Source organism: Campylobacter sp. RM9331, assembly GCF_020137685.1.
Classification (GTDB): domain Bacteria; phylum Campylobacterota; class Campylobacteria; order Campylobacterales; family Campylobacteraceae; genus Campylobacter_E.
In genome coordinates this window covers 1-13,214 of sequence record NZ_JACGBA010000011.1, presented here as the reverse complement: position 1 = coordinate 13,214, position 13,214 = coordinate 1, and the positions used below count along the sequence as shown (strand labels likewise).

The window sequence follows — 13,214 nt, the reverse complement described above, 5'->3', positions numbered from 1 at the left end:
ATAAAAAAAGGAATTTGCCAAAAGCAAATTCCTAATCATTAAAATGCTGGGATTATAGCACCTTTAAATTGCTCTTCAAGTATCTTCTTAATTTTTTCTGTTTTTATAACCTTTATTAAAGCTTTTACCCCTTCATTATTTTCATTGCCTTTTTTAACAGCAATAACATTTACATAAGGGCTATTTAAATCTTCTAATATTATAGAATCCTTTGTAGGATTTAACTTCGCTGCTAATGCATAATTTGTATTAATTACAGCCAAATCACACTCATCTAAAACTCTTGGAACCTGTGCAGCTTCTAACTCTTTTATATCAAGATTTAAAGGATTTTCCGTAATATCAATAACGCTTCTAAATTTTACTTCCTTATTTGTCTTAATAAGTCCAGCTGCTTCAAGTATGTCTAAAGCCCTACTTTCATTTGTTGGGTCATTTGGGATATATACTAAAGCATTATTTTTTAATTCTTTAATATCTTTTACCTTTTTTGAATATGCTGCCATTGGAGGTAAAAACACATTAGCAACCGCTACTAAATCAGTGCCTTTACTCTCGTTAAAGTCTTCTAAAAAAGGCTTATGTTGATACATATTAGCGTCTAATTCCCCATCATTTAATGCAAGATTTGGTAGAATATAATCATTAAATTCTACAACTTTTAACTCATATCCAAGCTCTTTTAAATCATCTTTTACATTTTCTAAAATAGTAGCATTTGGATATGGGGTAATCCCTACTCTTAAAATCTCCGCACTAGCGTATAAACAAAATGCTAAACTTAAAGCTAATTTTTTCATATTTTCTCCTTAAAAACTTGGGATTATTTCGCCCTTATATTTTTCTTCTATAAATTTTTTAATTCTTGCATCATTTATAGAATCAACTAAAACCTTTGTCTTATCACTATTAATATTATCAGTCTTAACTACTAAAACATTAGTATATGGACTATCTTTACCCTCAATAATTACCGCATCTTTTGTAGGATTTAACTTCGCTGCTAATGCGTAATTTGAATTAATCACAGCTAAATCACACTCATCTAAAACTCTTGGTAATTGTGCAGCTTCTAACTCTTTTATATCAAGATTTTTAGGGTTTTTTACGATATCTAGTGGAGTTTTTAGCTCTACATTTTTATCAAGTTCAATAAGCCCTGCAGCTTCAAGTATATCTAAAGCTCTACTTTCATTTGTTGGGTCATTTGGAATATAAATTAAAGCCTTATCTCCTAAATCTTTAATATCTTTAATCTTTTTAGAATATGCTCCCATTGGCTCAAGATGAACTGGTGCAACTGGAGTTAATTTTGTTCCTTTTTGCTTATTGAACTCATCTAAATATGGTTTATGTTGGAAAAAGTTTGCATCTATTTCGCCATCATCAACCGCTAGATTTGGCAATACATAGTCATTAAACTCAACGATTTTTAACTCATGACCTTTTTCTTTAACAATTTTTGCAACTTCTTCTAAAATTTCAGCATGTGGAACAGGTGTTGCACCTACACTAATAACATCAGCAAATAAATTTGCACTTAAAGCCAAACAAGCAGCTAAACTAAACAATCTTTTCATAATATCTCCTTAAATAAAATTTCCTGAATAAATAAATAAAATAACTAAAGCTAAAATTGAAATATAAAGATATTTATCCTTACCTTTTCTTAAAGCTTTTTCAACTAAATCCCCCCAAATCTGAACGATTTGAACCAATACAATCAAAACAATAACCGTTTCTACCATAATATCTGTTTTAAATCTTTGATAACCATAGCGATTAGCAACATCGCCAAGTCCCCCACCTCCTACAATTCCTGCCATTGCACTATATCCAATGACTACTATTAAAGTAAGCGTTGCTGCATTAATTAACGCAGGTAATGCTTCATACAATACGACCTTAAAAATAATTTGTATTCTACTAGCACCATAACTCTTAGCCGCTTCAATTATTCCGTAATCTACTTCATTTAAAGCACTTTGCACTAATTTTGCAATAAATGGAGCGATTCCAATTGTAAGTGGCACAATAGCCGCTGTTGTTCCTATGCTTTTTCCTATTAAAAACTTTGTAAAAGGAATTAAAGCAATAATTAATACTAAAAACGGAAAAGAACGGAATATATTTACAACAAAATCAAGCACTCTATAAAAGCCTAAATTCTCATACAAACCACCCTTTTTACTAACAAAAAGAAATATTCCTAAAACAAGTCCTAGTGCAAAACCAATAATAGTAGCACTAATACTCATATATAAAGTCTCTTTTAATGCAGGATATAAAATCTTGTCAAAATGACTTAAAAAATTATCAAAATAATTCATACTTCCTCCCATAAAACGCCACTTTTATTAATATATTCACACACTCTTTGTTTATCACTTGGATTAATATTTATAATAAGTGAGCCAAGTGCAATATCATTTAGCTTTTCAATTTTTCCCCAAACTATTGAAAAATCAATATTAAGCTCTCTTGCCATTTTAGAAATTACTCCATCAAGTGCTACTTCTTTAGGGAAAATTAATCTTATATTAAGCCCACTTTCTGGCACACAATCACTCTCATCTAAGAATTCTCTCATCTTCTTACTTGGTTTTAAAAATATTTCGCTAATTTCTCCATTGCCTATGATTTCTCCACCACTTAATAAACACGCCTTATCAGCTACTCTTTTAACAGCGTCCATTTCATGGGTTACTAATACAACGCTAATGCCTAAATCTTTATTAATTTGCTTTAATAAATCTAAGATTTGATTAGTAGTAGCAGGATCAAGTGCACTAGTTGCTTCATCACTTAATAAAATCTTAGGATTTAGTGCAAGTGCTCTTGCTATTGCAATTCTTTGCTTTTGGCCACCACTAAGATTAGCAGGATATGAATTAGCCTTATCGCTTAATCCAACCAAATCAAGCAATTCTTTAACCCTTTTATCCACATTATCTTTTTTATGTAAAAGTAAAGGCATTGCAATATTTTCATAAGCACTCTTTCTACCCATTAAAGCAAAATGTTGAAAAATCATTCCAACTTCGGTTCTTAATTTTCTTAACTCTTCTTCTTTAAGGTCTTTAATTTCTTGATTAAATACTTTTAATGAACCTGCTTGATAGCTTTCAAGTGCATTTATACATCTTAAAAGTGTACTTTTACCAGCCCCACTTTGTCCGACAATCGCATAAATCTCGCCCTTTTTAATATCAAGACTTACATCGTTTATTACGCAAGTATTTCCGTAATACTTTTTAAGATTTTTAATTTCAATCATAACTTTCCTTAAAATTTAATTTAAAGAAAAATAAAAATTTTTGAGAGTTTTGTAAGTTGCAAAAATATTTTATCTTTCTTTTTTAGCTTGCTTGCTTTAATATAATTAATTTGCGTCTAGCTAAAAAAGAAAGTCTTTAAAAGCCAGACGCTAGCGCATCTGCATCATCATTTAAAATCCTTTGTTTAAAAATATTTGTTGATTAAAGCAAAAAATATTTTTGATGTCAAGATATTTTTAAAATAATTTTATATTATTTGTTACATTTCGTAACATTTAAAGCTTAAAAGCTATAAAAGAGCAAAAATTTGCCCACCTAAAAAAGCAATCAATTTGCTTAAAATTAGCATTGCTTAAAATTTTTATATTTTCATCATAAGTAAAAGGTATTAAAACATTTTCTAAAGCAGCTCTTTTTTGAGCTATTTCATATCTTGAATATCCTTGTAATTCCTTATAATTTTCGTAAATATCAATTATATTTTTTTGTAAAATTTTATTTTCATAAAGCACTTTTTCGCATAAAATAAAAATCCCATTCTTATTTAATAACTTATATATTTTTTGTAATAAATCTTCTCTTAAAAGCGGTCTAATAAAATGCAAGGTATAAGAACAAATTATCGCATCAAAACTATCATTAAGACTTAAAATATCTTCTATATTTTTATTAATCAAATTAATTTTAACACCTAAATCACTAGCCTTAATTCTAGCCCTATTTAGCATTTGCTCTGAATTATCAAGTCCAAAAAGCTCTAAATCATCTCTTTTTGAAAGTGCTAAAAGTGTATTTGCAGTTGAGCAACCTAAATCTAAAACCTTTGCATTTTTTGGCAAAATCTGACTTAGAATTTTAAAAATTAATTCTTGATTTTGCAAATAATACGGCACACTACGAGTAACCATATCATCAAACACACGCACCACTTTTTCATCAAATTCAAATTGTTTTATTAATTCTTCGTTAAAAACTTCATCTTTCATCTTTAGCCTTTAAACTTAGAGCTTTTATGTCTAAGTTAATTTGTTGTTTTAAACTATCAAAATTATCAAATTTTTTATTCTCTCTAAAAAATTCTAAAAACTCTATTTTAATTTTGTGGAATTTAAAATAAGAATTTGAACTATTTAAAATATGCACTTCTAAAGCCGTATTTAAATCAGTTGAGCGTTTGCCTAAAAAAGTAGCTGCAAAATAACACTCATTATCTAAATAAACCTTAGTAAAATAAACCCCTTCTTTTGGTAAAAAATAATTATCATAATCTACATTAATAGTAGGGACAAAAAATTTAGCTCCTAAACCTTGACCTTTGATTTGTCTTCCTTGAATGAAATAATTTCTACCTAAAAATTTATTCACACTTTCTAAATCAGCATTCAATAAACATTCTTTAATCAAACTTGAATGAACACTTATATTATCTATTTTAAATTCATCTACGATAATACATCGTAGCCCAGAAAATTCTTGCAATTCTTTTGCGTGAGCTTGTCTATTTTTACCAAAATGAAAATCATATCCTGCTACAAAATATTTAAGTTGTGTAAAATTATACATAATATTTTGCGTAAAATTATACGCATTTTCATCTTTTATCTCATCAAGATTTACAAAAAATATTTTGCAATTTAGCAATTCTTGCTTATAAATTATCGGAACTAATTCTCTTGTTTTTTTATATATTATTAATAAAGCCCCATTATCATCAAGCCTTTTTATCAGTTCAAAATGCCCTAAATGTAAAGCATCAAAACACCCTATTGCTAAACTTGTAATATTTTCTAAATCACATTTTTTTGCTTTTATTATTTCATTTTGAAAAAGCGTAAAAATATTCATAATTTCCATCTTTTCCGCTAAGTTTTGATTTTGATTTTTTAAGTAAAATCAAACCTAATCTTATTACTTCTTTTTCAAATTCTTCGCAAGATTTAAGCACGGCTTTTTCATCTTTTACCACACCATTTTTAGAACGTTTTACATTAATTCCTACTTCAAATTGTGGTTTAAATAAAATAATTAAATACTTGCTACTTAGTCTTATTAAATCATTTATTATTAATCTAGCTGATATAAAACTTAAATCGCACACTACTATTTCAAACGGAGCTGATTTAAAATCTCTAATATCTGTATTTTCAAATACTTTTACCTTTGGATTTGCTCTTAAACTATTATGCAATTGTTTATCTCCAACATCTACACAAGTAACACTTAAAGCATTATTTTCAAGTAATATTTGGGTAAATCCACCCGTGCTAGAGCCAACATCTAAGCAATCAATCCCGCTAATTTCTAACTCAAATTCTTCTAAAAATCCTTTTAATTTATAAGCAGCCCTGCTAACATAAACTTCATCTAATAATTTACATTCATAATCTTGCAGTATCTTATCACTTGCCTTTTTTACTTCGTTATTGATTAATACTTTTTCATTTTCTAATAATTCTTGAGCTTTATTTCGGCTTATATTTAATTTATTTGCTACAAACAAATCAGCTCTCATAAAAGTGCCTTAAACTCATCTTCATTAAGTATCTTAATGCCTAATTCTTTAGCTTTAGTAAGCTTACTTCCTGCATCATCTCCACACAATAGATAAGAAGTTTTTTTACTAACACTTGAGCTAGTTTTTCCGCCGTTTTCTTTGATTATATTTTCATAATATTCTCTTGGATTACTAAGTGTGCCAGTTATTACAAAAGTCGTATTTGTGAATTTATCACTAGATTTTATATTTGTATTTTTTAGCCTTAAAATCTCATAAAATCTAATAATTAGCTCTTTATTAATCACACAAAAATTAGCAATAGATTTAGCCATTTGCTCTCCAAATCCATCTAATTTTAAATAATCAATCTCATCTTTTAAATACCAATCAAATCCAAATTCACTAGCAACCTTGCTAGCAGCTACTTCTCCAATATGCTCACATCCTAAAGCATTTATAAAACTTGCTAATTCGCAATCTTTTGATTTTTCAATAGAAGTTAAAATATTAGTTATCTTTTTATCAGCAAAACCCTCAAGACCTTGAAAATCTTCGTATTTTAGCTCATAAATACACTCAAATGTGCTGATTTTTTCAAGTTTAAATAACAATTCAATAATTTTATCCCCTAAACCATCTATATTTAGGCATTTTTTACTCGCAAAATATATTAATTGATTTAGCATTTTTGCCTTGCAATTAAGATTTATACATTTAATTAAAGCTCCATCATCTAATAAAGTTTCATTACAAGATGGACAATTTATTGGCTTTGGAATTTTAATTTGTGTGCCATCTCTTCTTTCTTTATAAACACGAGTTAATTTTGGTATAACATCTCCACTTCTAATTATGCTAACGCTATCATTAATCATTAAATCAAGCCTAGTTATCTCATCGTAATTATGTAAAGTTACTGATTTAACTATAGCTCCATCAATATTAGTAGGCTCAAGTGTTCCAACAGGGGTTATTACTCCCGTTCTTCCTACTTGATAACTAACATCAATTAATTTTGTAATTTGCTCTAAAGGTTCAAATTTATAAGCAGCCATAAATTTTGGAAATTTGCTTGTAAATTCAGTGCATTTGCTTAAATCATTTATCCTTAAAACAAAACCATCTAACATCATTTTTTTATTTAATCTATCATTTTGTAAATTCTCATACTCAATTTGCAATTTATTAGCCCTAACAACCTTGCAAAAATCATCTTTTAAAAAACCTAAACTTCTAATAAATTCCATTGCTTCGCTATGCTTTGTAAAACTTAGTGAGTTTTGCCCTATTCCGTGCGGGTAAAATTGTAAATTTCTCTTTGCAACTTCGCTTGGTTCTTTAAGTCTTAATGAACCACTTGCAGCATTTCTTGGATTTGAAAATAAGCTTTCATTATTTGCTAATTTTATTTCATTTAACTTCAAAAAATCATCTTTTAAAATAACAATTTCGCCCCTAATTTCAATCAATTCTTTATAAGCAATGCTCTTAGGAATTGAAGTAATTTGCATAGCATTTAGAGTAATATCATCGCCTACACTACCATCTCCACGAGTAATTGCATGAATTAATTTACCATTTTCATAAATTAAGTTTAAACTAGCTCCATCAAATTTTGGCTCAATGAAAAATTCTTCATCTTCTGCTTTTGCTCTTTTTATCCAAGCGTGTAATTCATCTTCATTAAAAACATCTTCCATAGAATACATTCTGCTAAGATGAGCTAATTTATTAAAGCCATCATTTACATCTTTTAGATTGATTGGCAATACTTTTTGCGTTGGAGAATCAGGGCTTATATCATTTGGATTTAAACTCTCATAATCTTTTATTTTTTTCATAAGTGCGTCGTATTCAGCATCACTTGCAAGTGGATTTTCTCCTAAATAATAAGCCTTTGCCCATTTATTTGCTAATTTAATATTTTCTAAATACTCTTTCATATACTTTCCATTTTTTTAAGATAATTTATCATTGCATTTTGCCCTATTACATCATGAACTCTAATATAATCAGCATTTGAATTAGCGTGAGTGATTAAACTTAAAGCTTCTTTATGCTCACCTAAAAATCTTTTGTTTGAAGCTGCTAATAAAATAGGTTTATTTAAGGTCTTGAAATGATTTAAATATTTTACTAAAACTAAATTCTCATACTCACTTTTGCCAAAACCTATTCCAACATCAATTATTACTTTACTTTCTATTTCGCTTAATTTATTTAAAAAGAACTCATAAACGCTATCTAAAATAAAGAATTTAGAATTAGAATTTGAGTTGCTTAAGCCAGTATTATTTATATAATTATCAAAATAATTATTTTGTGAGTGCATTAAAATATAAGTAGCGTCGTATTTTAAAGCTAGTTTTGATAGCTTAGTATTAGCACTAATATCATTTATATATTTAAAGCCAATATCAAGAGCATTTGTTAAGCAAATCTCATCAAAACTATCCAAGCTAAAATCTATCTTATCGCATAATCTATGTTCTTTTATTAAATTAAAAATAGGCTTTAATCTATCAAGCTCTAATTTCGCTCCTAAATAAGTAGAATTAGGTCTTGAGCTCATAGCACCGATATCAATAATACTTGCACCATTTTCAATAAACTCATAAGCCTTAGCTAAAAATTCCTTCTCGCTAATCCTAGAACTTTCATAAAAACTATCATCATTAATATTCATAATACCCATAATTTTTGGATATTTTTTGCTTATTTTTAATTCGTTTAAAAATTTACTAAGTCTTATGCAAGAAAACTGCTGCAATTTAAGCTTATTAGCTAAATCCTTTGCATTAATGCTATCAACTAGCAAAATGCTATCGTATTTATACTCTCCGCCTAAAATTGTATTTTTGTGATTTAAAACAATTGCACCTACGCTAATTGCGTCTTGCTTTAAAATATTTGCAGCGGTTGTACTTATATTTTTTATATAAATTATTTGATGATTACTTCTTTTTAAAAATCTATCTAGTGCAAACTCACTTGAATTAATATCTTTAGCCGAGTTTTCATCTAGTAAATAAAAACTAGCTTCTCTCACGCATTATTCCTAATAATAACCTTGAAATTATAATTTTAGAATTTGAATTAAGCTTTGATAATTCATAGCATTTATAAAATTCTTCTAATAAATCACTACTAATATTTATGCCTTGTTTGTAGCATTCTTTAGCTAATGCACTTATAAATTCACTCAAACTCGCTTTATCAACATCGTAATTTACAATATCTAAATACGACATATTTTTAAGATTTAATTTAATCTCATAATTATTTTTATAATTTTCTAATTTTCTTGAAATTAATCTTGATTTAATAGTTGCTAATAAAAGATTTTTTGAACTAACTAAAATCTTAAAATACACATTAGCAGGTGGCTCTTCTAGTAGTTTTAGCATATAATTTTGAGCTTGTATGCTATATTCTTTATATGATAATACGAAATATTTGTCATATTCTTCAATCAAATAAGCATTTTGCATAATAGCTTTTGCATCATCTAATAAAAACTCATCGCCACTAAAAACCTTGCAGATTTTGGTTTTTTGCCTTAAATCATTTATAAAATCATCAGGGCTTTGAGTGATTATTATCTCACTTCTCAAATCTTAACCTTTGCAAAAATAATAGCGTCTAAACAAGCGTTAATTAATTGAGCAATAGTTATTAGTTTAATATCTAAATGTTCATCACTTGACTTAAGACAAAAAGAATTATCATATTCTTCATCTAATATAAACATTAAGCTATCTTTTTTATTTTTAGCAAGTTTTGCCATTTTTGAACTATCCTTACCAAAATAAATATAAATATAACCATTAGGATATGCTAGACTTAAAACATCATCAAGTAAATCTTCATTCTTATCATAATTATCAAGTTTAAAACCTTTTAAGCTAAAAAATGGTAGCAATGGTCTAGCACTTTTTGCATTTACAAGACTTAAAAAATACTCCTCAAACCAAGCTCTTTCATCATCGCAAATTACTATAAAATTTTTCCCATCTAGTAAATAGCTAAGCCTAGAAGATAGCAAAGGGCTTATCTTAAACCTTTCGCTATCTAGCCAACTATAAAGCATACCTTTTTTTTGGATAAAGTCTTTTACAAAACTTAAAAAATCCTGCATTAATCTTCCAGCTTATAAACTTTATGTAGTGTTCTAACTGCTAATTCAGCATATTTTGAGCTAACAATCATAGAAATTTTAATCTCACTTGTTGAAATCATTTGTATATTAATGCCTTCATTTGCCAATGCTTCAAATGCAGCACTAGCAACACCTGAATGAGTTTTCATACCAACTCCAACTACTGAAACCTTAACTATATCGCTATCGCTTTCTATTACTACATCACTACCTAAAAGCTCTCTCATAGCTTCACTTGCATTTTTTAATTCATTTTGTGGCACGGTAAAACCTAAATTAGTAGTTCCATCATGACCTACATTTTGAATAATCATATCAACATTAATGTCTTTTTTTGCTAAAGTTGTAAAAATACTAGCAGCAATTCCTGGCTTATCTTCAATTCTTCTTAAAACTATTCTTGCTTGATTTTTATCTAATGCTATTCCACTAACTAATGCTTGTTCCATTTTTTCCTCGCTTGTTATAATTGTTCCACTATTTTCATTAAAGCTACTTCTAGTAACTAATTTTACATTTAATTTTTTTGCTAATTCAACGCTTCTATTTTGTAAAACTTTAGCACCTAAACTAGCAAGTTCTAACATTTCTTCATAAGAAATTTTATCAAGTTTTTTAGCCTTTGGCTCAATTCTTGGATCAGTAGTATAAACCCCATCAACATCTGTGTAAATCTCACACAAATCAGCATTTAAAGCCCCTGCAAAAGCAACAGCACTCAAATCACTTCCCCCGCGACCAAGTGTAGTAGTATTTCCATTTGCTGCATACCCTTGAAAACCAGCTATTACAACTATTTTTCCACTTGAAAGTTCTTTTTTAATTCTAGTTGCATCAATATCAATAATTTTTGCGTTTGTATAATCATCTGTAGTTAAAAGCCCAGCTTCTTTACCACTTAAAGAAATCGCATCATATCCTTTTGACATAAGTGCAATAGCAAGTAAAGCAGCAGTTTCTCTCTCACCACAAGAAAGCAACATATCTAATTCTTTTTTATTTGGACTTTCTGAATAAAAATTAGCATTATCAATTAATTGATTTGTTCTACCGCTCATTGCAGAAACTACCACAACTATATCTTTATAAGTCTTTTTAGACTTAATAACCCTATTTGCAACATTTTCTATGCGTTCAAGGTTGCCAACGCTTGTGCCTCCGTATTTTTGAACAACTAACATCCTATAAATCCTTCTTTTTGAAAATACTTTAAAACTTTGGTATAAAGTGGTCTTTTAAAATGATTAATATAAGGGTTTATATCCTTATAATCCACAAAAAGATGCTCTTTAAACTCAGGTTCATTGGTATTTAAATTAATCAAGTTATTATCTCTTACTTTAACTAAAAAATACCTTTGAGTTTGCCCATCAAAATTATATTTTTTCTTAACAGCTTCGTTAGGAAATTCATAGCTTAACCATTCAGGATATTCAGCAATGATTTCAAATTCTTTTGTGCCTAATTCTTCTTCAAGCTCTCTTATTAATGCTTCTTTTGGGCTTTCTCCATCATCAATCCCACCTTGCGGGAATTGCCAAACATCAATATCAAGTCTTAAAGCCACTAAAATTTTACAATTTAATGGGTATTCTTGAGACAAAACAATAGCTGCTACATTTTTTCTAAATCTTTTTTTCATCAAATAACCTAAAATTAATTTCACACGATACTATCAAGAAAAATTTAATTAAAAGCAACATTTTTACTAAAGAAATAATTATTTTTTGCCGATATGAAGCTTATGATTTTCAAGGAGAAAAAATGCAAATAAGTGCTAGAAATATAACTTTATCTTATCAAGCAGCAGCTTCTTTTAGTAGTAAAGATGAAGCACAAAAAAACATTAAAGATAGCTTAAAAAACTACGGCGTAAATCTTAGCAACGAAGAATTAGACAAACTCACAGCAAAAGGCGAAAATGATAGTTTTTTTGCAATGAGTTTTGAGATTAGTATCACAGAAATTAGCATTCAAGGTAATTTAAACGAAATTGCAAATAATAGGGGTAATATCAAAGAATTTTTAAATAATTTTAAAGATTTAGTTAATGATAATTTAGATAGCAATAGTGCTAAAAATTTATTATTAGATAATGCAGAATTTGGTTCAAAAAATACTGCAAAAAGAATGGCAGAGCAAATCCTAAAAAATGCAAATAATGATGCTAATAAACTAAGATTAGGTAAAGATGGATTATTAAGTGGCTTTAATGAAGCATTAAAAAGATTTAATTTCGGTGATGATTATATGAGTTTGGCTAATAAAACTCTTGATAATGCTATCAAAATGATAGATGAGCAAATCGCTAAACTAGGCGAAAATTTATTAAATTTCAAAGCATAAAATGAGAATTTATATTCATATTCCATTTTGTGCTAGCAAATGCTCTTATTGTTCTTTTGCTAGTTTTACAAATCAGCAAAAAATAAACGAATATTTTAAAGCCTTAGAATTAGATTTGGCAAGGTTTTTACCATTTTCTAAAGATATAAAAAGCATATATTTTGGGGGTGGAACTCCAAGCTTTATAGACGCAAAATACTATGAAAATATTTTTAAATTATTAAAGCCTTATATTAATAATGATACAGAAATCAGTGCTGAAGCAAATCCAAATTCTTTAAGCTTAAATTGGCTTAATACTATGCGTAATTATGGATTAAATCGCATAAGCATTGGGGTGCAAAGCTTTAATGATGAGAAATTAAAATTCTTAAATAGAGCCCACTCAAGCAAACAAGCTATAGAAAAAATCAAACTATTAAAAAATGAAAAAATATCTTTTAGTATAGATATAATTTATGGCACTTATTTAGATGATTTAAATATGCTAAATGATGAATTAAAAGTCATAAAAAGCCTAGAATTAAATCATCTTAGTGCTTATACTTTAATTTTAGAAGATAATACCCCTTTTCAAAATAAAACCGAATACATTCAAAAAGATGATGAGTTAAATTGCTATTTTTATGAAAATTTGCAAAAAATCGGGTTAAAAGCTTATGAAATAAGTAATTTTGCAAGTTCTAGCGAATATGAATGCTCTCATAATAAAGCTTATTGGAGTAAAGAAAATTACTTAGGCATTGGACTTTCAAGCGTTGGCACTAGCGATAATATTCGCTATACAGCAAGTTCAAACCTAAATGAATATATAGCAAATCCATATTTTAGAATTAAAGAAAGTTTAAGCCCAAATGACATTAGACTAGAAAGCATTTTTCTAGGACTTAGATCAAATGTAGGAGTAGATATTAATCTTATTAAAAATAAAAAT

Annotated in this window: 15 protein-coding genes; 2 read left to right on the top strand and 13 right to left on the bottom strand. The window is 28.1% G+C overall.

Annotated features, from left to right (window positions below):
* Positions 1-38: 38 nt before the first annotated feature.
* From AVBRAN9331_RS05575 to AVBRAN9331_RS05515, 13 genes are all read right to left on the bottom strand, one after another.
* The gene (locus tag AVBRAN9331_RS05575; protein ID WP_214117741.1) at positions 39-800 is read right to left on the bottom strand and encodes a MetQ/NlpA family ABC transporter substrate-binding protein; all 762 of its coding nucleotides are present in this window, start codon (positions 798-800) and stop codon (positions 39-41) included.
* Between the two features lie 9 nt (positions 801-809).
* Complete coding sequence (locus tag AVBRAN9331_RS05570) at positions 810-1,580, bottom strand: MetQ/NlpA family ABC transporter substrate-binding protein (protein WP_214117742.1); 771 nt, start codon at positions 1,578-1,580, stop codon at positions 810-812.
* A 9-nt stretch (positions 1,581-1,589) separates the two neighbouring features.
* Positions 1,590-2,330: a methionine ABC transporter permease gene (locus tag AVBRAN9331_RS05565; protein ID WP_214117743.1), complete on the bottom strand. Its 741-nt coding sequence runs from the start codon at positions 2,328-2,330 to the stop codon at positions 1,590-1,592.
* Positions 2,327-3,277, bottom strand: coding sequence for a methionine ABC transporter ATP-binding protein (locus AVBRAN9331_RS05560; protein WP_214117744.1), 951 nt, complete (start codon positions 3,275-3,277; stop codon positions 2,327-2,329). The genes AVBRAN9331_RS05565 and AVBRAN9331_RS05560 overlap by 4 nt, the downstream gene beginning before the upstream one ends.
* Before the next feature lie 276 nt (positions 3,278-3,553).
* Positions 3,554-4,264: a carboxy-S-adenosyl-L-methionine synthase CmoA gene (gene cmoA, locus AVBRAN9331_RS05555; RefSeq protein WP_214117745.1), complete on the bottom strand. Its 711-nt coding sequence runs from the start codon at positions 4,262-4,264 to the stop codon at positions 3,554-3,556.
* Positions 4,254-5,132, bottom strand: a complete 879-nt coding sequence (locus AVBRAN9331_RS05550) for a bifunctional riboflavin kinase/FAD synthetase (RefSeq protein ID WP_336612590.1) — start codon at positions 5,130-5,132, stop codon at positions 4,254-4,256. The genes cmoA and AVBRAN9331_RS05550 overlap by 11 nt, the downstream gene beginning before the upstream one ends.
* Positions 5,095-5,790, bottom strand: coding sequence for a 23S rRNA (cytidine-2'-O)-methyltransferase TlyA (tlyA, locus tag AVBRAN9331_RS05545; RefSeq protein WP_336612589.1), 696 nt, complete (start codon positions 5,788-5,790; stop codon positions 5,095-5,097). The genes AVBRAN9331_RS05550 and tlyA overlap by 38 nt, the downstream gene beginning before the upstream one ends.
* Positions 5,787-7,718 carry an NAD-dependent DNA ligase LigA gene (gene ligA, locus AVBRAN9331_RS05540; RefSeq protein WP_336612588.1) on the bottom strand — a complete coding sequence of 644 codons (1,932 nt, stop codon included), beginning with the start codon at positions 7,716-7,718 and terminating at the stop codon, positions 5,787-5,789. The genes tlyA and ligA overlap by 4 nt, the downstream gene beginning before the upstream one ends.
* Positions 7,715-8,824 carry a dihydropteroate synthase gene (folP, locus tag AVBRAN9331_RS05535; RefSeq protein ID WP_336612587.1) on the bottom strand — a complete coding sequence of 370 codons (1,110 nt, stop codon included), beginning with the start codon at positions 8,822-8,824 and terminating at the stop codon, positions 7,715-7,717. The genes ligA and folP overlap by 4 nt, the downstream gene beginning before the upstream one ends.
* Positions 8,811-9,389 (bottom strand): DNA polymerase III subunit delta', encoded by a 579-nt coding sequence (locus AVBRAN9331_RS05530; protein WP_214117750.1) that lies wholly within the window; start codon positions 9,387-9,389, stop codon positions 8,811-8,813. The genes folP and AVBRAN9331_RS05530 overlap by 14 nt, the downstream gene beginning before the upstream one ends.
* Positions 9,386-9,913 carry a HobA family DNA replication regulator gene (locus AVBRAN9331_RS05525; RefSeq protein ID WP_214117751.1) on the bottom strand — a complete coding sequence of 176 codons (528 nt, stop codon included), beginning with the start codon at positions 9,911-9,913 and terminating at the stop codon, positions 9,386-9,388. Before AVBRAN9331_RS05525 ends, AVBRAN9331_RS05530 begins: the two co-directional genes overlap by 4 nt.
* Entirely contained in the window at positions 9,913-11,115 is a 1,203-nt protein-coding gene (locus AVBRAN9331_RS05520) for an aspartate kinase (RefSeq protein ID WP_214117752.1), read from the bottom strand. Before AVBRAN9331_RS05520 ends, AVBRAN9331_RS05525 begins: the two co-directional genes overlap by 1 nt.
* Complete coding sequence (locus AVBRAN9331_RS05515; RefSeq protein WP_214117753.1) at positions 11,109-11,576, bottom strand: RNA pyrophosphohydrolase; 468 nt, start codon at positions 11,574-11,576, stop codon at positions 11,109-11,111. The genes AVBRAN9331_RS05520 and AVBRAN9331_RS05515 overlap by 7 nt, the downstream gene beginning before the upstream one ends.
* Before the next feature lie 122 nt (positions 11,577-11,698).
* Between AVBRAN9331_RS05515 and AVBRAN9331_RS05510 the strand changes: the two genes are divergently transcribed.
* Together AVBRAN9331_RS05510 and hemW are read left to right on the top strand one after the other, a co-directional pair.
* Entirely contained in the window at positions 11,699-12,280 is a 582-nt protein-coding gene (locus AVBRAN9331_RS05510; protein ID WP_214119918.1) for a hypothetical protein, read from the top strand.
* A gap of 1 nt (position 12,281) precedes the next feature.
* A partial coding sequence (hemW, locus tag AVBRAN9331_RS05505; protein WP_336612586.1) for a radical SAM family heme chaperone HemW occupies positions 12,282-13,214 on the top strand: 933 nt, incomplete at its 3' end.

Excerpts from the sequence above, each read along its gene's own strand:
- AVBRAN9331_RS05515 (WP_214117753.1), bottom strand. The coding sequence starts at position 11,576 with ATGAAAAAAAGATTTAGAAAAAATGTAGCAGCTATTGTTTTGTCTCAA.
- AVBRAN9331_RS05560 (WP_214117744.1), bottom strand. The coding sequence starts at position 3,277 with ATGATTGAAATTAAAAATCTTAAAAAGTATTACGGAAATACTTGCGTA.
- AVBRAN9331_RS05550 (WP_336612590.1), bottom strand. The coding sequence starts at position 5,132 with ATGGAAATTATGAATATTTTTACGCTTTTTCAAAATGAAATAATAAAA.
- tlyA (WP_336612589.1), bottom strand. The coding sequence starts at position 5,790 with ATGAGAGCTGATTTGTTTGTAGCAAATAAATTAAATATAAGCCGAAAT.
- AVBRAN9331_RS05510 (WP_214119918.1), top strand. The coding sequence starts at position 11,699 with ATGCAAATAAGTGCTAGAAATATAACTTTATCTTATCAAGCAGCAGCT.
- AVBRAN9331_RS05565 (WP_214117743.1), bottom strand. The coding sequence starts at position 2,330 with ATGAATTATTTTGATAATTTTTTAAGTCATTTTGACAAGATTTTATAT.
- ligA (WP_336612588.1), bottom strand. The coding sequence starts at position 7,718 with ATGAAAGAGTATTTAGAAAATATTAAATTAGCAAATAAATGGGCAAAG.
- AVBRAN9331_RS05575 (WP_214117741.1), bottom strand. The coding sequence starts at position 800 with ATGAAAAAATTAGCTTTAAGTTTAGCATTTTGTTTATACGCTAGTGCG.
- cmoA (WP_214117745.1), bottom strand. The coding sequence starts at position 4,264 with ATGAAAGATGAAGTTTTTAACGAAGAATTAATAAAACAATTTGAATTT.
- AVBRAN9331_RS05525 (WP_214117751.1), bottom strand. The coding sequence starts at position 9,913 with ATGCAGGATTTTTTAAGTTTTGTAAAAGACTTTATCCAAAAAAAAGGT.
- AVBRAN9331_RS05520 (WP_214117752.1), bottom strand. The coding sequence starts at position 11,115 with ATGTTAGTTGTTCAAAAATACGGAGGCACAAGCGTTGGCAACCTTGAA.
- AVBRAN9331_RS05570 (WP_214117742.1), bottom strand. The coding sequence starts at position 1,580 with ATGAAAAGATTGTTTAGTTTAGCTGCTTGTTTGGCTTTAAGTGCAAAT.